Origin of the sequence: Rubrilithobacter danxiaensis, assembly GCF_047272945.1 — a bacterium.
Lineage (GTDB): Bacteria > Bacteroidota > Bacteroidia > Sphingobacteriales > Sphingobacteriaceae > Rubrolithibacter > Rubrolithibacter danxiaensis.
In genome coordinates this window covers 107,520-131,997 of sequence record NZ_JBKOPS010000004.1, presented here as the reverse complement: position 1 = coordinate 131,997, position 24,478 = coordinate 107,520, and the positions used below count along the sequence as shown (strand labels likewise).

The 24,478-nt window shown below is 38.1% G+C and carries 22 protein-coding genes; 14 read left to right on the top strand and 8 right to left on the bottom strand.

Annotated elements, in window-relative coordinates; genetic code table 11:
* Positions 1–2: 2 nt before the first annotated feature.
* The 5 genes from ACLCDL_RS06370 to ACLCDL_RS06350 form a co-directional block, all read right to left on the bottom strand.
* A complete protein-coding gene (locus ACLCDL_RS06370) occupies positions 3–698 on the bottom strand; it encodes a DapH/DapD/GlmU-related protein (RefSeq protein WP_423147442.1) in 696 nt (231 codons plus the stop codon).
* Positions 699–792: 94 nt separating this feature from the next.
* Complete coding sequence (locus ACLCDL_RS06365) at positions 793–1,920, bottom strand: glycosyltransferase family 4 protein (protein WP_423147441.1); 1,128 nt, start codon at positions 1,918–1,920, stop codon at positions 793–795.
* An 83-nt stretch (positions 1,921–2,003) separates the two neighbouring features.
* Positions 2,004–3,356, bottom strand: a complete 1,353-nt coding sequence (locus ACLCDL_RS06360; protein WP_423147440.1) for an O-antigen ligase family protein — start codon at positions 3,354–3,356, stop codon at positions 2,004–2,006.
* A gap of 3 nt (positions 3,357–3,359) precedes the next feature.
* Positions 3,360–4,313 (bottom strand): glycosyltransferase family 2 protein, encoded by a 954-nt coding sequence (locus ACLCDL_RS06355; RefSeq protein ID WP_423147439.1) that lies wholly within the window; start codon positions 4,311–4,313, stop codon positions 3,360–3,362.
* Positions 4,310–5,563 (bottom strand): oligosaccharide flippase family protein, encoded by a 1,254-nt coding sequence (locus tag ACLCDL_RS06350; protein ID WP_423147438.1) that lies wholly within the window; start codon positions 5,561–5,563, stop codon positions 4,310–4,312. Before ACLCDL_RS06350 ends, ACLCDL_RS06355 begins: the two co-directional genes overlap by 4 nt.
* A 126-nt stretch (positions 5,564–5,689) precedes the next feature.
* Between ACLCDL_RS06350 and ACLCDL_RS06345 the strand changes: the two genes are divergently transcribed.
* Positions 5,690–7,300 (top strand): gliding motility protein RemB, encoded by a 1,611-nt coding sequence (locus ACLCDL_RS06345; protein ID WP_423147437.1) that lies wholly within the window; start codon positions 5,690–5,692, stop codon positions 7,298–7,300.
* A 12-nt stretch (positions 7,301–7,312) separates the two neighbouring features.
* On the opposite strand, the gene dxs is transcribed toward ACLCDL_RS06345, so the two are convergent.
* Positions 7,313–9,241: a 1-deoxy-D-xylulose-5-phosphate synthase gene (dxs, locus tag ACLCDL_RS06340; RefSeq protein ID WP_423147436.1), complete on the bottom strand. Its 1,929-nt coding sequence runs from the start codon at positions 9,239–9,241 to the stop codon at positions 7,313–7,315.
* A 132-nt stretch (positions 9,242–9,373) separates the two neighbouring features.
* Here dxs and ACLCDL_RS06335 point away from each other — a divergent pair, with 132 nt between their 5' ends.
* Together ACLCDL_RS06335 and glyA are read left to right on the top strand one after the other, a co-directional pair.
* The gene (locus ACLCDL_RS06335; protein WP_423147435.1) at positions 9,374–10,114 is read left to right on the top strand and encodes a segregation and condensation protein A; all 741 of its coding nucleotides are present in this window, start codon (positions 9,374–9,376) and stop codon (positions 10,112–10,114) included.
* An 80-nt stretch (positions 10,115–10,194) separates the two neighbouring features.
* A complete protein-coding gene (glyA, locus tag ACLCDL_RS06330) occupies positions 10,195–11,469 on the top strand; it encodes a serine hydroxymethyltransferase (protein ID WP_423147434.1) in 1,275 nt (424 codons plus the stop codon).
* A gap of 188 nt (positions 11,470–11,657) precedes the next feature.
* Here glyA and ACLCDL_RS06325 read toward each other — a convergent pair whose 3' ends face one another.
* The gene (locus ACLCDL_RS06325) at positions 11,658–12,356 is read right to left on the bottom strand and encodes a ComF family protein (protein WP_423147433.1); all 699 of its coding nucleotides are present in this window, start codon (positions 12,354–12,356) and stop codon (positions 11,658–11,660) included.
* Between the two features lie 35 nt (positions 12,357–12,391).
* Positions 12,392–13,420, bottom strand: coding sequence for a dual-specificity RNA methyltransferase RlmN (gene rlmN, locus ACLCDL_RS06320; protein ID WP_423147630.1), 1,029 nt, complete (start codon positions 13,418–13,420; stop codon positions 12,392–12,394).
* Positions 13,421–13,577: 157 nt separating this feature from the next.
* Between rlmN and ACLCDL_RS06315 the strand changes: the two genes are divergently transcribed.
* The 11 genes from ACLCDL_RS06315 (at position 13,578) to ACLCDL_RS06265 (ending at position 24,457) form a co-directional block, all read left to right on the top strand.
* Positions 13,578–14,750 (top strand): amidohydrolase family protein, encoded by a 1,173-nt coding sequence (locus ACLCDL_RS06315; RefSeq protein ID WP_423147432.1) that lies wholly within the window; start codon positions 13,578–13,580, stop codon positions 14,748–14,750.
* A 42-nt stretch (positions 14,751–14,792) separates the two neighbouring features.
* A complete protein-coding gene (locus ACLCDL_RS06310; protein ID WP_423147431.1) occupies positions 14,793–15,077 on the top strand; it encodes an acylphosphatase in 285 nt (94 codons plus the stop codon).
* A 21-nt stretch (positions 15,078–15,098) separates the two neighbouring features.
* Positions 15,099–16,604, top strand: coding sequence for an oligosaccharide flippase family protein (locus tag ACLCDL_RS06305; protein ID WP_423147430.1), 1,506 nt, complete (start codon positions 15,099–15,101; stop codon positions 16,602–16,604).
* Positions 16,601–17,035, top strand: coding sequence for a dUTP diphosphatase (dut, locus tag ACLCDL_RS06300; protein ID WP_423147429.1), 435 nt, complete (start codon positions 16,601–16,603; stop codon positions 17,033–17,035). Before ACLCDL_RS06305 ends, dut begins: the two co-directional genes overlap by 4 nt.
* 101 nt (positions 17,036–17,136) lie before the next feature.
* Positions 17,137–18,768 (top strand): tetratricopeptide repeat protein, encoded by a 1,632-nt coding sequence (locus ACLCDL_RS06295; protein WP_423147428.1) that lies wholly within the window; start codon positions 17,137–17,139, stop codon positions 18,766–18,768.
* The gene (lolB1, locus tag ACLCDL_RS06290) at positions 18,746–19,537 is read left to right on the top strand and encodes a lipoprotein insertase outer membrane protein LolB1 (RefSeq protein ID WP_423147427.1); all 792 of its coding nucleotides are present in this window, start codon (positions 18,746–18,748) and stop codon (positions 19,535–19,537) included. Before ACLCDL_RS06295 ends, lolB1 begins: the two co-directional genes overlap by 23 nt.
* 17 nt (positions 19,538–19,554) lie before the next feature.
* Positions 19,555–20,820, top strand: a complete 1,266-nt coding sequence (locus ACLCDL_RS06285) for a murein hydrolase activator EnvC family protein (RefSeq protein ID WP_423147426.1) — start codon at positions 19,555–19,557, stop codon at positions 20,818–20,820.
* Between the two features lie 98 nt (positions 20,821–20,918).
* Positions 20,919–21,230, top strand: a complete 312-nt coding sequence (locus ACLCDL_RS06280; RefSeq protein WP_423147425.1) for a Sec-independent protein translocase subunit TatA/TatB — start codon at positions 20,919–20,921, stop codon at positions 21,228–21,230.
* Positions 21,231–21,241: 11 nt separating this feature from the next.
* Entirely contained in the window at positions 21,242–21,436 is a 195-nt protein-coding gene (tatA, locus tag ACLCDL_RS06275) for a twin-arginine translocase TatA/TatE family subunit (protein WP_423147424.1), read from the top strand.
* A 147-nt stretch (positions 21,437–21,583) separates the two neighbouring features.
* Positions 21,584–23,008, top strand: a complete 1,425-nt coding sequence (gene gatA, locus ACLCDL_RS06270) for an Asp-tRNA(Asn)/Glu-tRNA(Gln) amidotransferase subunit GatA (protein ID WP_423147423.1) — start codon at positions 21,584–21,586, stop codon at positions 23,006–23,008.
* Positions 23,009–23,080: 72 nt separating this feature from the next.
* Positions 23,081–24,457 carry a transglycosylase SLT domain-containing protein gene (locus ACLCDL_RS06265; protein ID WP_423147422.1) on the top strand — a complete coding sequence of 459 codons (1,377 nt, stop codon included), beginning with the start codon at positions 23,081–23,083 and terminating at the stop codon, positions 24,455–24,457.
* Positions 24,458–24,478: the final 21 nt, after the last annotated feature.

Sequence of the window (24,478 nt, the reverse complement as noted above, 5' to 3'; positions counted from 1 at the left end):
AATCATTTTCTATTTTTGACGACAACTGCCGGCACTCCAGCCACTACTGAATAAGGTGGAACATCTCGAGTTACCACACTGCCCGCAGCTATTACCGAACCCTTGCCAATTGTAACACCAGCAACAATCACCGAATTTGCAGCAATCCAACAGTCATCCTCAATTCTAACGAATTTCTTAACTACTCCCTGACTTTTTATAGTACTTTCTGTATTTTCAAAGATATGGTTCTCAGCATAAATGCTAACCCGGGGTGCCATCATTACATTATCTCCTATCTCTATATAGCCTGAACATCCAATATATGAATAAGGTCCTATATTAGAATTGTTTCCAATTTTAAGACCTTCTCCAATAACGCCCCCATATATATTGCCAGGACGAATAACAGCAAATTTTCCTATAGTTACCCTGTTTCCAATTAGAATCTTCTTTGAAGCCAGGCAATTAACTTCTGCATAATCTTCAATAATAAAATCTCTTCCTGCAGATAAATGACTTGCATACCGGATTGATACACCCTTTCCAATCATGACAAGGCCTTTAGATGAAGCAAAAAAAAACCGTTGAATAGTTCCCCGTAAAATATAAGGGAGCAGTCTGAGTAAAGTTATAATAATATTAGCTTTGGACCATTCGGAAGAAAATCTGGAACTAATAAATTGTTTATAACCTTTTTCTTTACCCTTAAAATCCATATACCTTTTTACTATTCCGAAGGAAAGTGCAATTATACTACAATATTATTAATTGAAAATAAGTGGATTTTATAAAAAATAACTAACAGGTCGGTTATTTTCTAAGGTGTGCGTTGGCGAAAATTGTCAATAATTGTTTGCAGGTTTTTCTCCAGCTGAATTCTTTCAGCCTTTCGTTCCCTTTTGCTATTAAATCAGCCTTCGTAATTGGGTCAGAAATCACCTTTTTCATTTTATCCATAATGTCTTGGGGATTATAAGGATCAAATGAAATAACAGCATTCCCGCCGACTTCAGGTAAACATGTGTTGTCTGCAATAATAACAGGCGTTTGCTGCTGAAATGCTTCCAATATTGGTAGACCGAAACCTTCATTAAGAGAAGGAAAGACATATAGAGAGGCATTTTTGTAAAAAAGGGCTAATTCATTATCGAGAATATACCCTGGTAACAGCACATAATCTTCAAGATTATATTTTTTTACAATACTTATAACATTTGCACTGTCGTCCATGTCACTTTTAGGACTATATTGCCCTCCTAAAATAAGAGAGTAATCCGAATATCCTTCTTTTCTTAATAGATAAAAGGCTTCAATTAGGCGAGCCAGATTTTTGCGTTTTTCAAAAGTTCCTATATGAAGAATATAGTTACCTGTTCGAAGCTTTTCCTGAATTGGGAGAACGCCCTGTGCTGTGCAATTTAGAGTTTTAGGAGCTTCAGGAATTACTTTTATTTTCTCGGGATTTACATTAATAAATGATAAAAGTCTTTGCTTAGCGTAATAGGTGGGGGTTATAATAAAAGGAGATTTTTGGGCCGCCTTTACCCCTAAAAACCGGAATGTTAAAAGCCAGTATTTGTTATAATGTTCAGGATATTCCCAAAAAAAGGCATCATGAAAAACGGGAATTGTTTTGTAACCTAATCTTAAATATGGAACAAAATAATCTGTACAAAATAAAACATCGCACTTTTTACTCCATGCCTTAACAGGTAATGTTATCTGTTTCCAAAGAAGAAAACGTATTTGTTCAATAAGTTTAAGAAAGATGTTTCTACCAGTGTAAACTGGTAAAGAGGTTTGAAAGAAGAAAAATTTATATTCTGCCGATGATGAGTTTTTTAGTTCAAGATATATTTCCTCAAGAAAGGTTTTGGCACCAGTCTTCGCAATTTTTAAATCTCTTATATCTATTCCTATTCTTAGTTGTTTCAACATCAACCCCTGAAATGGTCGCAAATATAAAGTAAATGTTGGTAATAAGCCATACAGCTGTTAAATGAACATTGCGGTTTATAGTTTCAATTGGAGGCTTTTTTTGAAATTACATTTACAAATAGGCCTGAAAGAAACCAACTCATATAACTTATATAAATGTAAGATTCTAAATTGGTAGTTAATAGAGAGATGATAGAGCCTATTTTAAATAAAAATAGTGCAATTGCTACTTTTCTTTCTTTTCCTTCAAGAAAACTTATCCATTTTTTGGATTTAGAAATTAATATCAGATGTATCAGAAGATAGAATAAAAGTGCAATGATACCCGCTTGTACTCCAATAATTATGAATTGGTTTTCCCCTCCAATATTTAGACCAAGTGATCCTGAAACCTTTCCTGAACTTCCCATTCCTAGTCCCAAGGGATTGCTTATCATCGCTTCAATTCCAGCTATCCATTCTAAAACATGCCCAATACTGGACGCATTCTGGAAAGTAATGCTGTCAATAACAAAATCGTATATATCCCTATTCTTTAACAAAAAAAGAAAGTAAATAAGAACCATTAAAAATAAAAGATGAAATGTGTGAAGTATGTACTTCTTTTTTGTAATAATACCATACACATAGATAATAATAAAATAGCTAACTAATGCTGCTCGCGATAGCGCAAGAAAAATAGATAATATAGTAGCAAGAAATGCGATTGTGCCAAATGAATCAAATGTGAGTTTATTATCATCTCTGGTATATAAGGCTGCAAGTACAGAAAATGCAAAGAGAGTAGATGCTGAATGTTCCAACGGGTCTGAAAAAAAACTCGCAAAACGTTTTAGTCCAGTCTGGGTCTCAAATGTCCATGTTAAATTATAATTCCCGGATGGTTCCTGGTTAAAGAAATAGTAATTGTAATCGGAATAGCCTGTAAGAGTTTGGAAATGCTGCTGAGTTGTCCATTCATAAACCACTAAAACAGCGGCAGCAATTGCTAAAAGCAGAATGTAATGAAAATACTTACTGATATTAATCTCGTTAATATCAAAAAAGCGGCCCGAGAAATAAACTAAAACAAAAAAAGAAGTGCTTTTAAATGCGATCAGTCGTTCTGTTAAAACATATTCTCCAATTGGTAAAATGGCATAAAGCAGAGTGTAAAAAAAATAGGCCAGAAAAATATAATCTATTAAAATAAAAGAAGGCTTGGTTCTCAGCTTCCAAAGGGATAGCCCTAACAGTGCAAGTATTATTAGTTCTTTAAAAGACTGAAAGAATTTAACTGTGTCTCCTAATCCTAAAGCGAACGAAACAGAAAGCGTTGTTGTATAAATCGGTAAACCGAAGATGAGGAATAAAAGAACGCCCTGCTTATTGTTCTTGATTAATTCTTTAAGTGCATAAATAAAGGAGGAACAATAAACTAAAGGAAAAATAAACATATACTATTTATTACTGATTCCGGTAAGCTCCCAATTATCGGTTTTCCATATTTGCTCACGAGGGGTCAGGACTCCATCTTTGATTCCTTTCATTAAATAGTGCGCTTTTTTCAATCTTCTTCTTACTAAGAAATAAAAGAGAACAGAACAATAATATACTATCTGATAAGGTAATGCAAATATAAAGTATATCGGGTTGATATAGCGCCTTAATATCCAAATGTGATTGCGAGTATTAAAGTAATGGATAATGGGGGCTACCGGACCTTCTTTCTTCTTGCTGTTTTTCTTGCCCGATGCTCCTGCTTTATGGTATAATTTTACCCAGGGGATAAAATGGAGCTGGAAGCCTTCTAAACGTAGTCTGAATGATAAGTCTACATCCTCATGATACAGAAAGAAACGTTCGTTAAATAATCCACTTTTAATTAACGCTTCATTTCTTACTAAAAAACAGCATCCTGTTACCCAGTCGACATTAGTCGCTTCAATCTTTTTAATCGATCTGGAGAGGTTAGTAGTTGCTAGGCCTAAAAATTTATTGAAATAGGACCCTCCGTTCCATATCTTGTTTCGATCGTTTAAAAAATAAATCAGGGGTTGCACCGCGGCGATAGCATGCTTGCCTTCCAAATAAGACAGCAGGGGAGAAATAATATCCTCTTCAATAATGGTGTCGTTATTTAAAAGAAGAGAATATGAGTAACCATGTGTAATGCTATATTTTAGAGCTTTATTATTTCCGGCGGCAAATCCAATATTAGTTTTATTATCTATAAAGATAAATTCAGGAAATTGTTCTTTTAAAATGTAAAGCGAATGGTCAGTAGAGCCGTTATCGGCAACTATTATATCATAAATATTAGTTCTGCAATGAGTTTTAATCGAATAAATGCAATTCAAGGTATCCTCTAGCCCATTCCAGTTAAGAAGTATAATACAAACAGGCTTGTTCATTTAAATGCTGATTTTTTAATGAAGTACTGATACATCATTAATGCGCCAAATTCAACGATAACAGAATAAGCACCTATTAAATTTACTGGCCCCTTTACTAATGCAACTGCTGAAACTACCGCAAGAGTTAATAATGCAAGTGCAATATTTGAAATAGTTTTATTATTATTCTTCAATAGGAGATCAAGGACATTTAAGGAGTTTAAAGCCGCAACTGTGGGTGCAAAGGCCATAACTCTGAGGAAACTAACTGCGGTATTATTTGATTCTCCTACAATAAGCCAAACGCAAAAAGAAGCTGAAAAAGACAAGATTACTGATCCTAAAAAAAAAATCAATCCTAAGTATTTCTTCATTTTCTCTCTGTACAGTTCCCATTCTTCTACACTGTGGTTATAAATCTGTATAGCTTTGGGATAAATAGCATTAGATATTGAAATTATGAAAATTCGGGAAGACCATATAATCTTGTCACAAAGCGTATAAGCGCCAAGCCATGTTGGCTGCCCCCATTTTGCCATTACAAAAACCATTACCGATTGCTGCAGGTGAACGGAAACATTATTAATCAGTAAAAAAGAATTATTTTTTAACAGAGCAACAAATTCGGATTTTCGAGGGAGAGTTATAAAAAGGGTGGATCGGGTAATATTTAATATTATCAGACTGAGATAGGCACAGATACTTATCGTACCTATATAAAAATTAATCCATGGAGCTTCTGGGGGACCTTTTACAAAAAGGATTATTGTAATCAGCGAAATTATTTTTGATAAAAGATTATATAAATTATAAGTGAATAATTTTTCTATGCCTACAAAAAAAAATAATGGATTTATTACTTCTGCAATAATAAGCGGAATAGAAAGTATATAAAATGAATAATTGGAAATTTCAAGAAAACCAGCTGCTATAAAAATAATTAAGAAAGCCGCAAACAAGGCAAGACGAACGGCTAAAACATTAAAAAAAGCTTTTGATAATTCCGGCTTATTAGTTTTATTAGAAGTAATATCTATAATTCCAGATTGATTCGTTCCATAGTTTACTATAATTCCCACTAACCCTGCAAAAGTATTTGCCACCATTGTTAACCCGAAAACTTCAAGCCCAACAATGCGGGTTAAAACAGGATAAATTATAATCAGTAATAATGCATTTGAAAGCTGGATTGTACTTAAATTAAGAAAATTTGAAAAGAAGGTTTCTCGCTTTAATTTTGTGTAAAATCTCTTAACTAAGTCTCTCAAAGTATTTTTAATATCCGGCAAAGTTAAATTTTATCTGAGTTTTTAACATCAATCGATTTTAAATATTTTAATCTCTTTCTCAATTTTACAAGGCTTTTTATAATCTTTGTTCACATTATTCAGATTATGAATTTCCGTACTCTCAGGTTTCTGCCTGTTTTTTTGATTTTTGCAATAACCGCTCACGCCCAAACCCCCAGCCAGGTTTTTCCTTATTCCTATCAGTTTTATCAGAAGCTGGATGCGGATGTTTATAATAAAAATACCCGTTTTCATAGTGCTTTAAGGCCGTATTTTCTCGATGACAGTGTTATTGCCCGTAAAGCAGATTCTATTTTAAATTACGGCGTTGATACTTCCAGAAAAGGATGGGTGATGAGAACGCTCTTCAACAAGCACCTTATTGATGTTAAAAAAGAGGATTATACCGCTTATGTTGACTTTCTTCCGGATTTTCAGATCGGCACAGACTCTTATAATAATAAAAATACCTGGATAAATACCAGGGGCTTTCAGGCGGGAGGAACTGTAGGGAAGAAGTTTTCTTTTTATACAAGCGCCTTCGAGAATCAGGCAGAGTTTGCACGTTACTATCAGGAATATGTGGATTCAACGCATGTAGTTTTTGGGCAGGCAACAGACAGGAAACCTAAAGGCAAAGTAAAAGACTGGTCGTATGTTACTGCGGTTGTTTCTTACACGCCAAACAAATACCTGAATGTCAGCATCGGGCAGGAAAAAACGTTTATCGGCGATGGTTATCGCTCCATGCTGCTTTCCGATTTTGCCTCCAATTATCCTTTCCTGAGGCTAACGGCTAATCTTGGAAATGTACAGTACATGGCTATGTGGGCTGCTATGCAGGACCCCGGTTCTCCGCAATTTTCTTACGATTCAGGATACAGGAAAAAGGGAGGCGTTTTTCATTACTTAGACTGGAACGTGAACAATCGATTATCCCTCGGTTTCTTCGATGCAATTATCTGGGCTCAAAAGGATAGCCTTGGCAACCGGAGAGGGTTTGACCTGAGTTATGCTAACCCTATAATTTTTCTTCGCCCCTTAGAATTTACAAGTGGCTCACCTGATAATGCAGCAATCGGTCTGACTGCTAAATACGAGTTATTTAATAAAACTGCTATTTACGGACAGTTTTTTTTAGATGAATTTGAAGCAAAAAGCTTGTTTGGAGGAACAGGCAGCTACAGAAATAAATGGGGTCTTCAATTGGGTTTGAGAGGAGCGGATTTGTTTAAAGTAGAGAGGCTAAATTATTTGTTTGAGTTTAATACGGCTACTCCTTATACCTATACCTCACGCGCACGGATCATTAATTATGCTAACTACAATGAACCTCTGGCGCATTCTATGGGAGCTAATTTTCGCGAAGTGCTTGGTATTCTTAATTATTCTTATCGAAGGTTTGGTTTTCAGGGACAGTTTAATTTTGCCCTTTACGGTATGGATACAGAACCAACAGATCATTATGGGAAAAATATCTTTAAACCCTATACTGATGCAACAATAAGAACCGGAAATTTTATCGGAGAGGGATTGAAAACAGATTTTTCTTACGCTCAGGGAACAGTATCCTATCTTCTCAATCCGAAGTATAATCTTAGAATAGAATTAGGAGGCATATTACGTGCGGAAACAAACTCTTTAAGGGAGAATAAAACTTCCTGGATCACTTTTGGATTGAGAAGTTCTTTCAGAAGTATTTACCAGGATTTTTAAATGAGTCTTTTATTAGCTGGCTAATGTATGGGTAGTTCTGCCTACTACCATTTCATGAACAGATTTTATTATTCCTGCCACATCAACTCCACATTCAGCCCAGAGTTCGGGTTGTTCTCCATGTTCTACAAACCGATCGGGAATACCCAACCGTTTTATAGCAGCGGTATAATTATGATCTGACATAAATTCTATAACAGCACTTCCCGTACCGCCCTGCAGGCATCCGTCTTCTACTGTAAGTACCTTTTTAAACTTTGTAAACACTTCATGAAGTAATTCTTCGTCCAAAGGTTTTACAAAACGAAGGTCATAATGTGCCGGAAATATGCCTTCTGAATTAAGTTCAATACAGGCTTTAATAACTTCATTGCCAATATGTCCGATGCTTAGTATGGCAATTTCTTCTCCATCGCAAATTTTTCGCCCTTTCCCCACCGGAATTGCCTTCATCGGTCTTCTCCAGTCGGCCATAACTCCTTGTCCTCTTGGGTAGCGGATAGAAAAAGGGCCCATATCATCCTGCTGCGCTGTGTACATCAGGTTTCTTAATTCCTCTTCGTTCATAGGTGCAGAAACCGTCATGTTTGGAATGCAGCGCATATAAGCTAAGTCGTAAGCACCGTGATGAGTGGCGCCATCCGCTCCTGCAATTCCTGCCCGATCCAGACAAAAAACTACATTCAGCTTTTGTATGGCAACATCATGAATTACCTGGTCATATGCTCGTTGCATAAAACTCGAATAAATATTGCAAAAAGGAATTAATCCCTGGGTAGCTAATCCGGCAGAAAAAGTAACCGCATGCTGTTCAGCAATTCCCACATCAAAAGCCCGGTTCGGCAAAGCTTTCATCATGATATTCAGCGAACTACCACTGGGCATTGCCGGTGTAATACCCATAATTTTCGGATTTTTTTCAGCAAGCTCAACAATAGTATTACCAAAAACATCCTGGTATTTAGGAGGTTGCGGTTTATCAGAAACCGTCTTTTTTATCTCTCCGGTAATCTTGTCAAATAGTCCCGGGGCATGCCATTTTGTTTGATCCTTCTCTGCTAACGCAAACCCTTTTCCTTTTACAGTTACGCAATGAAGTAATTTCGGCCCCGGAATCTCTTTCAGATCCTTTAAAACCTTTACCAGATGTTTTACGTCATGCCCGTCAATAGGGCCGAAGTACCTGAATTTAAGAGCTTCAAAAAAATTGCTTCTTTTTAAAAGAGTTCCTTTAATGCTTTTTTCTATCTTTTTTACAATGTCTAACGCATTCGGGCCTAATTCAGATATTTTAGCCAGAACATGTGCAATGTCGTCACGAAAGCGATTGTATTGTTTAGAAGTAGTAATAGCTGTGAGATAATCCTTAAGGGCACCTACATTCGGATCAATCGACATGCAATTGTCATTCAGAATCACTAACAGATTAGAATTTTCAATGCCGGCGTGGTTTAATGCTTCAAAAGCCATTCCTGCAGTCATCGCTCCGTCACCAATTACGGCTACATGCTGCCGGTCGGTTTCACCTTTATACTGCGAAGCTACCGCCATACCCAGGGCAGCAGAAATGGAAGTGGAAGAATGGCCTACGCCAAAAGTATCGTATTCGCTTTCGTTACGCTTAGGAAAGCCACTTATTCCTTCATATAATCGGTTTGTGTGAAATACCGATCTTCTTCCTGTTATTATTTTATGGCCATAAGCCTGATGTCCTACATCCCATACCAATTGGTCATAAGGTGTATTTAAAACATAATGAAGAGCTACCGTAAGTTCAACAACACCGAGGCTGGCAGCAAAATGTCCGCCATTAACTGAAACAACATCAATGATATATTGACGAAGTTCCTGGCAGATTTTCTCAAGATCCTTTTCCTTAAATTTCTTTAAGTCAGATGGATAGTTGATCTGCTCCAGTAGTTCGCCCGCCTTAACTTCCATATTTTACAGGTATGCTAAATTCTTTACAAAGTAACAGATTTCAATTAACAGATACCACCGAAAATTAACAGTTAATTACTTTTTCTTTAATAAAGGATGAAATGAATAATTGTTTATTTTTGATGAAGTGTGATGAAACAGGAAACTTTTGAGATAAAACTTCCACAGTTTGAAGGGCCTTTTGATTTGCTTTTATTTTTCATTGAACGGGATGAACTGGAAATTCATGAAATTTCAATAGCTAAAATTACCGACGATTTTCTCGACTATATCCAGCAGTTAAATTCATTAAATATTGAACTGGCAAGCGAATTTATTTTTGTTGCTGCTACCTTAATGCGTATCAAGGCAAAAACATTGCTTCCAAGGCCCGACCTGGATGAGAATGGAAACGAGATTGATCTTAAAAAGGATCTGATTCAAAAGCTTTTTGAGTATAAGAAGTTTAAAGAAGTGTCGGAGCAGCTGCGTTTGCTGGAAGGAGAACGGTTTAAACAGGAAAGAAGAGGCAATATTCTGTACGACCTGCAATGTATAGCAGAAACTGTAGAACCTGGCGAAGAATTATCATCTTTCGGACTGTATAAGCTGATGCTTGTTTATGAGAGAGCAATGGCTAAACATGGCCAGCGAAGTAATCAGGTTACTCATACCGTAGTACAATATCCATATACCATCGAACAACAAAAAAAACTGATCGGCGGCCTTCTCGAAATAAACAAGAAACTCGACTTTTCGCAGCTTCTTAAAAATTCTGAAAATAAAGTTCATTTCGTTTATAATTTCCTTGCTCTTTTAGAAATGCTGCAACAGCAGTTAATCTCTATCCAGGTAGGTTTGGGCTACAATAACTTTTGGATAGCAGGTAAATGATAATCAAAAGTATAGTAACTATTTAGCCTTAGAAAAAGCAAAATAATAGTATTTTTGCCGCCAATAATCTTTTAGCACAAATGAAGAAAGACAAACTTATTTTTAGCCTGATTGAAGAAGAACTGGAAAGACAGGAAACAGGGCTTGAGCTCATTGCATCGGAAAATTTTGTAAGTAAACAGGTAATGGAAGCATCAGGATCTGTACTTACTAATAAGTATGCAGAAGGCTTGCCCGGAAAACGGTATTACGGAGGATGCGAAGTAGTGGATGAGATTGAAAATATCGCTATTCAGAGAGCTAAAGAATTATTTAATGCAGCCTGGGTAAACGTTCAGCCACATTCAGGAGCGCAGGCAAATGCTGCTGTTTTTTTAGCGCTTTTACAGCCTGGCGATAAAATTTTAGGTTTTGATCTTTCTCACGGTGGGCACCTTACTCACGGTTCTCCGGTAAATTTTTCGGGTAAGCTGTACACACCTTTATTTTATGGTGTAGATCGTGAAACTGGCCTTATTGATTATAAACAACTGGAAGCAACTGCTTTGGCAGAAAAACCAAAGGTGATTATTTGCGGAGCATCAGCCTATTCGAGAGAGTGGGATTATAAGTTCATCCGGTCTGTTGCCGATCAAATCGGGGCTTTGGTTGTCGCTGATATTTCTCACCCTGCCGGTTTAATAGCCCGTGGCTTGTTGGACGATCCGCTTCCTCATTGCCATGTTGTTACTACTACTACTCATAAAACGTTACGTGGGCCACGAGGTGGAATGATCATGCTGGGCAAGGATTTTGAAAATCCATTCGGGTTAAAAACTCCTAAAGGTGAAATCAGGATGATGTCATCTTTGTTAGATATGGCCGTATTCCCAGGAACGCAGGGTGGTCCATTGGAGCATATTATTGCAGCTAAAGCAGTAGCATTTGGAGAAGCTCTGAGTGAAGATTACATGAAATATATTCTTCAGGTTAAGAAAAATGCTGCGGTGATGGCGCAGGCTTTTGTTGAACGGAACTATAAAATTATTTCGGGTGGAACAGATAACCATTTAATGCTGATAGATCTTCGGAATAAAAACATAAGTGGTAAAGTTGCCGAAGAAGCCTTAGGCAAAGCCGATATTACCGTTAACAAAAATATGGTTCCTTTCGATGACCGTTCTCCGTTTGTAACTTCAGGTATTCGTGTTGGTACTGCTGCAGTTACTACTCGTGGCTTTAAAGAGAAACACATGGAAAAGATTGTAGATTTGATTGATGCTGTAATTAACGATCCGGAAAATGAAGCGGGATTAAAAAAGGTTCGTAAAAAAGTAGAGGAGTTAACGGAGAACCATCCGCTTTATAAGTCGTAATCCAATACCTTCGATAACAACAGGTATTAAAAAAGAAAGAGCTGTTAGCTTGGGGCTAACGCTCTTTCAAATTAACGCTCTCAATTACTTACAATTATAAACATCAAAAATTATATATTGTTGTATGTAATTGTTAAAAAAAGTTAAAAAATGCTTAACTAATTAAAGATCAGGAGATTAATTTTTAATTAATTCGCGTAAGCTATAGTAGCAATACTAAGTTTTACCCCCGAAGCCTTTAATAACTCCAAAGCACAGGCCTCAATAGTAGCTCCGGTGGTTAATACATCGTCTACCAAAATAATGTGCTTGTGTTCAATTTGCAGCGGTTCTTTTACTGAAAAAACATGCTTCATGTTTTCATATCTTGCAAATCTTGATTTTTGGGTTTGAGTAGCTGTATTCAGATTTCTTTGGAGCAGATTTGTACTGTAAGGGATACCCAGGGCGGTAGAAAGGCCTTTTGCGAAACAATCGCTCTGGTTGTAGCCTCTTTTTTTGAATTTTGCCGGATGCAGCGGAACGGGAATTATCAAATCTGCATTTTTAAAAGCGTTTACCTCTTTCAGACTGTTTCCGTATAACTCTCCCAGTTTAATTCCTATTTCCGGTTTGCTGTTGTATTTGAATTCGTGCATCAGATTCTGCACCTTAGATCCTTTTCTGAAATCAAGGCAGGCACTAACGGCAAGGAAAGGAATCCGGCCATAAAGCTGTCGGGCAGCAACATTTTCGGGGTCGAGATGGAAATTTGTATATGGCAGGTCATAAAGGCAGCCGGTACAAATTAGCTGTTCGTTTTTAAACAGGTTTGTATGGCATGCACAACAGATCTCAGGAAAGATGAGCGAAAAAAAATCCTCCAGATAACTGTAAATCAAATTCATTCTTCAATTTACAGGAAATATTTATTAAAGAATAATTATGCCTGTTTTTCTTTAACTGCAAGTTGTCCACAGGCCGCGTCAATATCTTTTCCACGGCTGCGCCGGACATTTGTTGTAATACCCTGCTTTCTCAGATAGTTTGCAAAGGCCTCCGTTTTGTCCTCTTCTGCATTTTCAAAAGAAGCAAACGAGATAGGATTATACTCAATGATATTCACTTTGCATGGAACATGCCTGCAAAACCGGGCTAGTTCCATAGCATCCTGTATAGAATCATTGAAATTATTAAAGATAATATATTCGTAGGTAACCGGATTTTTGGTTTTGGAAAAATAGTATTTCAATGCCTCGGCCAATGATTTCAATGAATTTTGTTCGTTAATAGGCATAATTTCATTTCGCTTTTTATCATTGGCGGCATGAAGTGAAAGTGCCAGGTTGAATTTTACCTGGTCATTGCCCAGTTTTTTAATCATTTTGGCAATACCGGCGGTAGAAACAGTAATCCGCTTGGACGCCATGTTTAGTCCGTCTTCAGCCGTAATCCTGTCAATAGATTTTAAAACATTGGCATAATTCAACAACGGTTCGCCCATTCCCATATAAACAATATTGGTCAGTGGTATCCCATAGTTTTCTTGTGCCTGTTTATTGATCAAAACAACCTGGTCGTAGATCTCTCCGGGTTCAAGGTTCCTCTTCCTGTCCATGTAGCCGGTAGCGCAAAATTTGCAGGTTAAGCTGCAGCCTACCTGCGAACTTACACAAGCGGTCATACGCTCGGGAGTAGGAATTAAAACGCCTTCAATAATATTCCCATCGTATAACCTGAACGTGTTTTTTATTGTGCGGTCTGCACTGAACTGCGAGTTATGAATAGAAACAGGGTTAATAGTAAAATAAGTAGCGAGCTTATCGCGTAACGCCTTTGATAAATTACTCATTTCATCAAAGTTTGTCGCGGATTTACTCCAAAGCCATTCGAAGATTTGTTTCGCCCTGAACGGTTGTTCTCCTAAGTTTAAAAGAAGAGCCTTAATCTCTTCTAATGTTAAGTTTCTGATATTTTTTCTGTCAACTGCCTGATTCACACTGCAAATTTACCTATAAAAAACACCCTTCCTGTCATAGAAATCAAAAAAATAAATTACTTTTATTTTTTTGTGTTATTAGCCTGATTTTTGCCCTCAGCTTGTCAAGTCAGGTAGGCAGGAATATTAAATGAAATTTTATACTGCAGATTACATACTACCAGTAGCCGGAGATCCTGTTAAAGATGGAATAATAGCCACAGGGGATGATGGAAAAATAATCGGACTGTATCAGAAAGATGCAATTAATATTGAGCCTGAGCAGGTAGAACAGTTTGAAGGTATTCTGGTTCCCGGCTTTGTAAATTCTCATTGCCATCTGGAACTATCTCACCTTCATGGTAAGATACCCGGTGGCGAAGGTCTTATCTCCTTTGTCGGGAATGTTTTGAAATCCAGAAGTGCTGCGCCGGAAAATATGGAGGCAGCTATGGAAGAAGCGGATAGAGAAATGTGGGCGAATGGAATTGTAGCCGTAGGCGATATTTCAAATACTGCAGTATCGAGGAATATTAAGGAACAAAGCAAAATTTATTATCATACTTTTATTGAACTTATCGGATTCTCGCCACAGAATTATGAGGCGGTTTTTCAAAAGGGTTTGCAGCTTAAAGATGAGTTTTCACCTCTTAAATCTTCCCTAACTCCCCATGCTACCTATTCTGTGTGTAAAGATCTGCTTCGTGCTATAAATTCGTACTGCTTGCAGGAAGGGGATTTTATCAGTATTCATAACCAGGAAACAGAAGAAGAAAATAAGTTTTACCGGTACAAAACAGGCCGGTTCTTAGATTTCTACCGTGATCTTCAGATAAATATTGACTTCTTTAAGCCCCAGGCCAGAAATTCGATACAAAGTATTCTTCCGCTGTTTTCAGAAAAGGTGCCTGCAATGATGGTACATAATATTTACACCAGTTTAAAGGATATTTACTTTGTGAGGCGGTCTGCGAAAAATATAAACTGGTGTTTTTGTCCCAATGCTAATCTTTACATAGAAAAACGTCTGCCCAAAATTGATCTGTTTCTTTTTAAAGATTTTAATATAATGCTCGGAACTGATAGCCTGGCTTCTAATTCCGGACTTTGTATTTTATCTGAACTGAAAACACTTCATGATAATTTTCCTTCTTTAAAACTAACAGATACTATTGCATGGGCTACATTAAACGGCGCAAAATTTTTGAATATTGAAAAGCATTTTGGCAGTTTTGAGGCAGGAAAAACACCGGGAATAAACCTTATTACGGCTGTAGACGGTTTGAAACTTACAAAGCAATCAGCAGTAAAACGTATTATTTAAGCCGTTTTTTTAATCTGATTAGATTTGTAGCATAAATTTAAAATGAAACATCTTAATATAACCGTATACGGAAAAGTGCAGGGAGTTTTTTTCAGAGCTTCAACAAAAGCAGTGGCCGACCAGCTTGGCGTAAAGGGGTTTGTAAAAAATCAATCGGATGGATCTGTTTATATTGAAGCAGAAGGCGATGATTTTTCAATGGATTCTTTCCTGGAATGGTGCAACGAAGGGCCCGAAAAAGCGAAAGTTGAAAAAGTAGACACCAGCGCCGGCGAACTGAAAAACTATCGTAATTTTGAGGTGATTAAGAAAAATATTTTGTGGTAATCAAAAACCTGCTCGCTAAAATTGTCAACCCTTAAAAAGTTTGCGGGTCAAACCGCGGTATACGGATTAAGTACCATTTTTTCCAGGCTGCTTAATTTTATTCTAACCCCATTTTATACTTCTGTTTTTCCTGCCGGAGTGTATGGAATATTTACGAAGATGTATAGCTGGGCATCTATTCTTAATGCTGTCCTGGCTTTTGGTATGGAAACTACCTTTTTTAGATTTCTTAATAAACACGAGGAAGATAAGGAGAAAGTTTATTCCAATACGTTTATTACAGTTGCAGCTGCTGCCGCCGTTTTCTTTTTGTTTACTTTCTTTTTTGTAGATGATATTGCCGCATGGATGCAGGGGGAGAGTGCTAATGTATCTGACTATGTCAGCTATGTAAAGTATTTTATTTATATTTTAATTGCAGATGCGCTTGCCGTAATTCCGTTTGCCAAAGTTCGTGCTGACGGCCGCCCCTTCCGGTACGGCTTATTAAAACTCATTAATATTCTAAGCTTCATAGGCCTGAATCTTTTTTTCCTTTTTGTTATACCCGCAGTGATTAAAACTAATGGATTTGGTGCGGCATTTTTTGAAGGATGGTATAAGCAGGGCTGGATTGGCTATGTTTTTATTTCAAACCTGATTGCCAGCATTATCACTTTAATCTTCTTATTGCCCGAATTACTTGAATTAAGATTAAGCCTGGATATTAAGTTAGTACAGGAAATGTTTTTGTACAGCTTTCCTGTTCTTATTGCCAATATTTCATTTATAATCAATGAAAATATCGATAAAATATTTATGGGGCATCTTCTTCCTCCTGAAGTTAGTGAGCAGGAAGTAGGTATTTATGGGGCATGTGCCAAGCTTGCCATATTTCTGAATATTTTTGTTCAGGCATTTCGTTTAGGTGCCGAACCTTACTTTTTCAGTCAGGCGAAAAATAAAAATGCAGGAGAAATATACGCCCGTATCATGAATTATTTTGTGATAATAGTTTCTGTGATTTTTGTTGGACTGGTAGCAAACATAGAAATCCTTAAATATTTTATCGGCTCCCGCAGTAATCCTGTGCAACAGGAGGTATATTGGTTAGGGTTAAATGTAGTTCCTGTACTTCTTTTCGGCTATGTTAGTTTAGGTATTTACATGAATCTTTCTATCTGGTACAAATTATCAGATCAAACCCGCTTTGGTTTATACATTTCCGGAATTGGCGCACTTGTTACCATTGTTTTAAACCTTATTTTTATCCCAAAGTACAGCTATATGGCAGCAGCATGGATCTCACTGATTGCTTACGCAATCATGATGGTTTTGTCGTATATACTCGGGCAGAAAAATTATCCTATTCCTTATAACTTAAGTAAAAATCTTGCGTATTTACTAAGCGCTATCCTGCTGGTAGTATTAATTTTTAATATTTTTAACAGAAATCTGATTGCGGGAAACCTGGTGCTTCTGTTGTATATAGCAGGGATATTATTTGCTGAACGGAAAGAATTAAAATTAATATTGGGAAAAAAATGAATGTAAGAATTATAAACCGGTCTGATAATCAATTGCCTTTGTATGAGACAGAAGCTTCTGCCGGAATGGATCTGCGGGCATTTTTACCTGACGGAACCGTAGTGCTTGCTCCCATGCAGCGGCTTTTAATTCCCACCGGCTTGTTTATAGAACTTCCTGTTGGCTATGAAGCTCAGATACGGCCAAGAAGCGGCCTTGCGTTAAAACATGGTATTACTGTTTTAAATTCTCCCGGCACCATTGATGCTGATTACAGAGGGGAAATTAAAATCCTTTTAATAAATTTTTCTGATAAAGATTTTGAAATCAGCAACGGCGACCGCATTGCTCAAATGATTATTGCAAAGCACGAGCAGATTTTGTGGGAGGAAGTAGAGTTGTTAACTGAAACAGAAAGAGGAGCCGGGGGCTATGGCCATACGGGTGTTTGATAATGAATACAAGGCAATTACTAACAGCGTTACTTTTTGTTCCTTGCTTTGCTTTCTCACAACAGAAAACAAACAAACAATTTGTAATAGTTACAGGCCGAATGTTAACGGCTTCGGACAGTGCAGTAATTAAAAACTATTTTTTTGAAGGGCTAAAAGCAAAATCAATTCAAAACTTTCAACTTGCCGGCGAATATTTCCGGCGGGTAATAGAAATAGACCCGGGTAACGGAGCTTCCCTGTTTGAGCTTGGCAACCTGTACCACAATCAGAATGATGAGAGCGAAGCCGAGCATTTTGCCCGTGAAGCAGTAACCGTAGATTCAGATAACGAATGGTATTGGCTGCTTCTTGCAGATATTTATAAAAAAACCGGCAATTGGCCATCGCTCGAATTGGTATTTACAGATCTTATCAGAATTGATCCTCAAAAAACTGCCTATTATTTTGATAAAGCTAATGTATTGTTATTACAAAATAAGGTAAATGATGCAGCTAAACTGTACGAAATCGTCGAAAAGAGATTTGGCTACAGCCAGGAGTTGAGTTCCTTAAAACAACGTGTGTTCTTAAAGCAGGGGAAAACCGATAAAGTGATCGAAGAGATCGAACACCAGATAAAAAGCAATCCTGCAGATATCAGGAATTATCTCCTGCTGTCTGATTTATATCTGGATGCCAAAAAACCGGCGAATGCCTTAACAATCCTGCAGCAGGCAAAATCCCTGGATCCGGATAATCCTTTTACCCGTATTTCGCTGGCCGATGTGTACCGTAACCTGGGTAGGGAGGCGGAAGCTTCTGCCGAGCTCAAAGATGCTTTTGGCAATCCTGCCCTAAGTATCGATACCAAAGTGAAAATTGTTTTATCGTATTTCCCGCAGTTCTCTAATCCTGCAAGAAGGAACGAAGCAGAAGAATTAGCAGTATTAATAGTTAAAGCACATCCGGGGGACCCAAAAGCATTTTCACTATACGGAGATGTGCTGTTTCAGCAAAATAAGCTATCCGAAGCCCGTAATGCCTATAAAAATGCATTGAAACTGAATAATCAGGTGTATTTGATATGGGAACAGCTAATCAGGATAGAAATCAATCTGGGTGAGGTGGATTCAGTGATAAAAGATGGAGAAGAAGCGCTTTCATTATTTCCAAACCAGGCCCAACTCTATCTTTTAACAGGCTTGGGCTATCTTCAAAAAAACGAGTTTGAGATAGCTATAACCCATCTTAAAAATGCAGAAAAACTCGAAACAGAAAATAAAGAAGCGTTGGCGCAAATTTATTCAAGCCTTGGCGATGCTTATTCTGGCTTAAAAAGGAACGAGGAATCAGATCAGGCCTACGAAAAAGCTTTACAAATAGATGAAGATAATGCGTACGCCCTTAACAATTATGCGTATTATTTATCGTTAAGAGGAAGCAATCTGGATAAGGCAGAAAAAATGTCACTTCGCTCCAATGAATTGGATCCGGGAAACGCTTCTTTTGAAGATACCTACGCCTGGATACTTTTTAAACAAAAAAAGTATAAAGAGGCTAAACTTTGGATAGAAAAAGCGATCAATAATGATAAGAAAGGCAGTGCGGTGAAGCTCGAACATTATGGAGATATTTTATTTCACAACGGCGAACAGGGAAAAGCACTGGAGCAGTGGAAGAAAGCCCGCGATAAAGGGTTGAAATCGAAGCAATTAGAGAAAAAGATTAATGAGAAGAACTATTCTGAATAAATTATGGATCATCCCGGTGCTGCTCGTGGCTTTTACAGCTTGTAAAACCCGGAAGCAGGCGGTAACTGAACCGGTAAAAAAAACTGTTAATAGAACCGGTTCTAAAGAAGCTATTTTAAGGGATATTGCAGCAAAACAATTGAATTTTAAAACGCTGTCTGTTAAGGCCAAAACTAACTTTTCAATTGATAATAAGGATAACGATGTCACAATGAACATCCGTATACAAAAAGATGAAAAGATATGGGTTTCTGTTACAGCTATAGCTGGTATCGAGGTGGCCCGTGCGTTAATTACTCCTGACAGCTTAAAGATTCTGAACCGTATCGAAGGAACCTATATACGTAAGCCCTTCAGTTATATTTACCGGTACGCAAACAGGGAAATTAATTTTAAAACTTTACAGTCTCTCCTGGTAGGAAATTGCCCGCCTGAGTTTATTTCAGATAATTCTATACTTAATTTTAATAATGCGCAAAATCCCTCCTTGTCTGGCGAAACTAAAAGCCTGACCTATGCCGTTAATTTTAATGCGGCAACTAAAGTTATAGGAACTTTATTGAAAGATGCGGAGTCAAAACAGGAGTTAAATGTTCGATATTCTGATTTTAATGCGGTTTCAGATCAGGCGATGCCTTTTTCTGTTGATATCAAATCAATTGCAGCTTCTAAAAATGTAGCACTTCTGCTACATTACAACCAGGTTTCTATTAATGAAACCCTGGATTTTCCGTTCAGTGTTCCAAAAAGATTTTCCGTCATCGATTAAATAAATAGATTTGTTAGATGAGATTTACTAAAATTCTGGTTTTTCTTGGCTTTATTTTTCTTTGCGGACAAGCTTTTGGTCAAAGCAGCGCCGAATTGAAGAGAAGAAAAGAGGCTTTAACGCGTGAGATTGAATTGTTGAGGAGCAGCCTGAATAAAACATCCAGCAGTAAAAGATTATCATTAAAGCAAATTAATGCTTTAAACGCCCAGATCCGCTTGCGGGAAGAAAAAATAAGAACAATTAATTCGGAAGTACGGCTGCTGGATAATCAGATTTCTGAAAATACGAATACCGTTCATTCACTTCAGTCGCAACTGATTAAGTTGAAGAAAGAATATGCAGGCATGGTTCTTTTTGCTTTTCGCAACCAGAGTGCCTACAGTAAGCTGATGTTTATTTTCGCTGCGAAGGATTTTAATCAGGCCTATAAACGCTTAAAGTATTTGCAGCAGTTTGGTGAATACCGAAAGAAACAAGCCCGGTATATCCAGGAAACTCAAAAAGAACTGGGGATAAAAATCGTAGAGCTCGATAAGAATAAAAGGGAGAAAAGCAGCCTTTTGCAAGATCAGGAGAAAGAAAAGGCAACTCTTGGGAATGAGAAGAACAACCAGGCGAAAGTGCTTACTTCGCTTAGCAAACAGGAAAGGCAGTTAAAGCAGGAGCTTACCCAGAAACAAAAGGAATCAAAGCGTTTAAACCGGGCAATACAAAATGCTATCGAACGTGAAATTGCTGAAGCCCGCCGTAAAGCTGAAGAGGAAGCAAGGGAAGCTGCTGCTAAAGCAAAAGCCGAAAATCGCGATGCGCCTACTGCCAAGCCGCTTGCAAGAGGGTCAAGCATTCTGGCTGCTACACCTGAAGCAGCCAAATTATCTTCTGACTTTTTAAGTAATCGTGGGCGCCTGCCCTGGCCGGTTGCAGTTGGAACAATTGTGGAGGGATTTGGAAACCACGGTTATGGTGTAAATGTTACAGTAGAAAACAATGGTGTAGATATTAAAACAGCTGAAGGAGCTGCAGTAAGAGCAGTATTTTCAGGCGATGTGAGTACGGTGCAAAATATTGGAGGCATGTATGCCGTTTTAATCAGACATGGCGAGTATTTTACCGTTTATTCTAATTTAAAATCAGTAAGCGTGTCAAGGGGGCAAAAAGTATCTGTAAAACAAACCATCGGAACAGTGTTAACGGATGCTTCGGATGGCACCACACAACTGCACTTTGAAGTTCGTAAAGGAGCACTCCCGATGAACCCCGAAGGCTGGCTTGCGAATTAAAGAAAATCAAATTTGTTAAAATCTAAGTGGATTAAAATTACGTATATTTGTAAACTTCATTAAATCAATTGATAATGCAAACTTCAATGTTATTGTTTATGAACATTGGAACTCCGGAACTGCTGTTAATTCTGTTCGCTGTTCTTTTGTTGTTTGGCGGAAACAAGCTTCCGCAGTTGGCTCGTGGGTTAGGACAGGGCATTCGAGAATTTAAAGATGCATCTGATGGTGTGAAACGGGAAATCCATCGCAACATTAATGCTGTTCAGGACGATTTGAATGTAAATTCAACTTCGAACGTAAGCGGCAGCACAACAGATGTAAATTCAACTAGTACTGAAAGTTCAGCTACTGCAGATTTAAATTCAACTACTGAAAAAACTAATTCGTCTGAGGTAAACCAGGCATAAAACTTATTAATATGACAACTACAATCTTACTGGCTGGCTTAGGCGGCCCTGAAATCATCCTGATCATAGTGGCTATTTTGCTGTTATTCGGAGGGCGCAAAATTCCTGAATTGATGCGTGGACTAGGAAAAGGTGTTAAAGAATTTAAAAACGCTCAGAACGGTGAACCACCTGTTGATACTGAGGACGATTTGAAAAGACGTTAAAATAATTATATAATTAATAATATAAGTGCCTCGTGTTGGAATAACATGAGGCATTTTTGTTCTACTATTTTTGAAAACATATTGTTTAAAATGCGGCAAGTTTGCTTTCCGTACAGTGTCATTTAAAAGAAATTCCTACTTTCGGGCATGGAACCGTATTCATCTTTAAAAGAAATACAATCTCAGATTAAAGAAGGTAAATTTACATTACCTGAAATTGTTGCAGATTATCTTCAGCAGATAGACGTGCATAAAGACTTGAATGCATTTGTGGAAGTTTATGCAGAAGAGGCTAAGGTTAGAGCTGAAGAAGTTCATGAAAAAATAAACAAAGGCACGGGCGGAAAACTGGCCGGAATGGTTATCGGTATTAAGGATAATATTTGCTACCGCGATCACGGAGTTTCTGCCTGCTCAAAAATATTAGAAGGATATAAGTCTATTTACTCATCTACTGTTGTAGAGCGCTTGCTTGCAGAAGATGCCATAATAATAGGAAGGCTGAACTGTGATGAATTTGCCATGGGAGGATCAAATGAAACTTCTTACCATGGCCCTGTAAAGAATTTTGCTGATACGGACCGTGTTTCCGGCGGGTCATCGGGAGGCTCTGCTGTAGCTGTGCAGGCTGGCTTGTGTATGGCAGCTTTAGGAACGGATACCGGAGGATCGGTCAGACAGCCTGCTTCTTTCTGTGGGGTTATAGGTTTAAAACCAACCTATGGTCGTGTTTCCAGGTATGGAATTATAGCTTACGCCTCCTCGTTTGATCAGGTGGGGCCAATTACAAATTCTATTGAAGATGCAGCTTTACTGCTTGAAGTAATAGCTGGAGCAGACGAATATGACAGTACCGTTTCCACTGCGCCTGTAGTTTCTTACACGCAGAACCTGGAACATACCGGAACAAAAAGGATCGCTTATCTTCCTGAAGCATTGACTGCCGACGGGCTTGATCCGGAAGTAAAAGCTGCAACCGAAAAGGCCATTCAACAATTGAAAGATGCCGGGCATTTGGTTGAACCTATTTCGTTCCCGTATCTTGATTATGTAATTCCTGCTTATTATATCTTAACAACCGCAGAAGCTTCATCCAATCTGGCTCGTTATGATGGCGTGCATTTTGGTTACCAAAGTCCCAACGCGTACGACTTAGAGTCAACCTATAAAAAATCACGGTCAGAAGGTTTTGGAGAAGAAGTAAAACGGCGAATTATGTTGGGCACCTTTGTTTTAAGTGCAGGTTACTACGATGCTTATTATGCAAAAGCACAGAAAGTTCGCCGCCTGATACGTGATAAAATGGATGAGATCCTGAATAATCACGATTTTATATTGATGCCTACAACGCCCGGCCCGGCATTTAAAATCGGCGAAAAACTGGACGATCCCGTAACAATGTACCTTGCGGATATCTTTACGGTACAGGCTTCCCTGGCAGGTATTCCGGCAATCTCACTTCCCACAGGCAATAATTCAGAAAACTTACCGTTAGGAATACAGTTTTTGGGGAAACGTTTTGGAGAGGCAGAATTACTTGCATTTTCAAAACATTTTATGGAGTTAAACTGAACTTAGTGGTTTTACAGTCGTAGAAAGAGGGGATACTAAGTCTTACCGGCCTTAGGGCTTCAAACTAATTGTATGATGAGAAAAACTCTGGCTTCGGCCTTGTTTATTCTTATTTCGGTTATTTCTATGGCCGCTATTAAGGATAAGACAAAAATTGATTCGTCTGATACAAAAGGCATTTCTAAAGCATTAACAGATACCTCCCTGGTAATTCTTGGTATTGGCGCAGACCCTGCACTTTCTTACCAGAACCTCGTGTTTAAGCGCCGACTTGATTCTATTCAGAAAGATGTTCCGCTTGATTATAACGAGTACGTACAGCATTATATTGATGTTTTTACCAGCCGTGGAAAAGAAAAGATTTCACGCATGCTTGGCCTTTCGCAGTATTATTTTCCTATTTATGAAAAGATTCTGAAGGAGAAGAATATACCCCAGGAGGTAAAGTTCCTTTCAGTAATCGAATCTGCTTTAGATCCGTATGCCGTATCAAGGGTAGGTGCAACGGGTTTGTGGCAATTTATGTTTACAACAGGGAAAGGTTATGGATTAAAAATTGACAGATGGGTGGATGAACGAAAAGATCCCGTAGCTTCTACCTCTGCTGCTGCAGCTTATCTCCGTGATGCATACGATCAGTTTGGAGACTGGTTACTGGCTATTGCATCTTATAACTGCGGCATGGGAAGAGTTGCCCGGGCAATTCAGAAAGCCGGAGGCAAACGCAACTTTTGGTCGATCAGATCTTTATTGCCGGTAGAAACTCAGAACTATGTGCCTGCATTCATTGCAACCGCTTATGTAATGAATTACTACAGCAAGCATGCAATTGAGCCTGCTCAGCCTCAGTTCCCCATCCAAACGGAAGTCTTCAGGGTTAGCCAGCAAATCTCACTTGCAAGTATTGCCAAAGCTACGGACCTGGATTTGAAACAGTTAAGCCTTCTCAACTCGTCTTACACTAAAAAAATTGTTAACGGAACACCCCGGGATCCAAAAAATGTGGTTATTCCGGTTGTAGATAACAGTGTTTACAGTTCTTTATACGAAGTCTTCAATAACAATGTACAGGCAGAAACTCCGGTTTTGCTTGCGGCAGTTAAAAAAGAACCGGAAAGTAATGCTAAACCCGGGTATTATAAAGTTAAGAGCGGCGAAACGCTGCTTGGCATTGCAACCAAATTTAATGTTGAAGTACAGGATCTGAAAGTTTGGAATGAGCTGAAGCAAACCACTATTGTACCGGGCCAGCTGCTTAAAATTTCGGGTGCAGATGCGGGAGTTTTACGAACGTCAAAATATATGGCATACCGCGTGCAGCCGGGCGATACCCTGCTGAAAATAGCAGCTAAGTTTAAAGGAGTTACAGTTAGCGGATTAAAGGCAGTTAATGGGGTAGAGAATAATTCATTGAAACCCGGCATGCTGTTAAAAATTGTAAAAGGTTAATGGGTTTAAACCTGTTAAAAA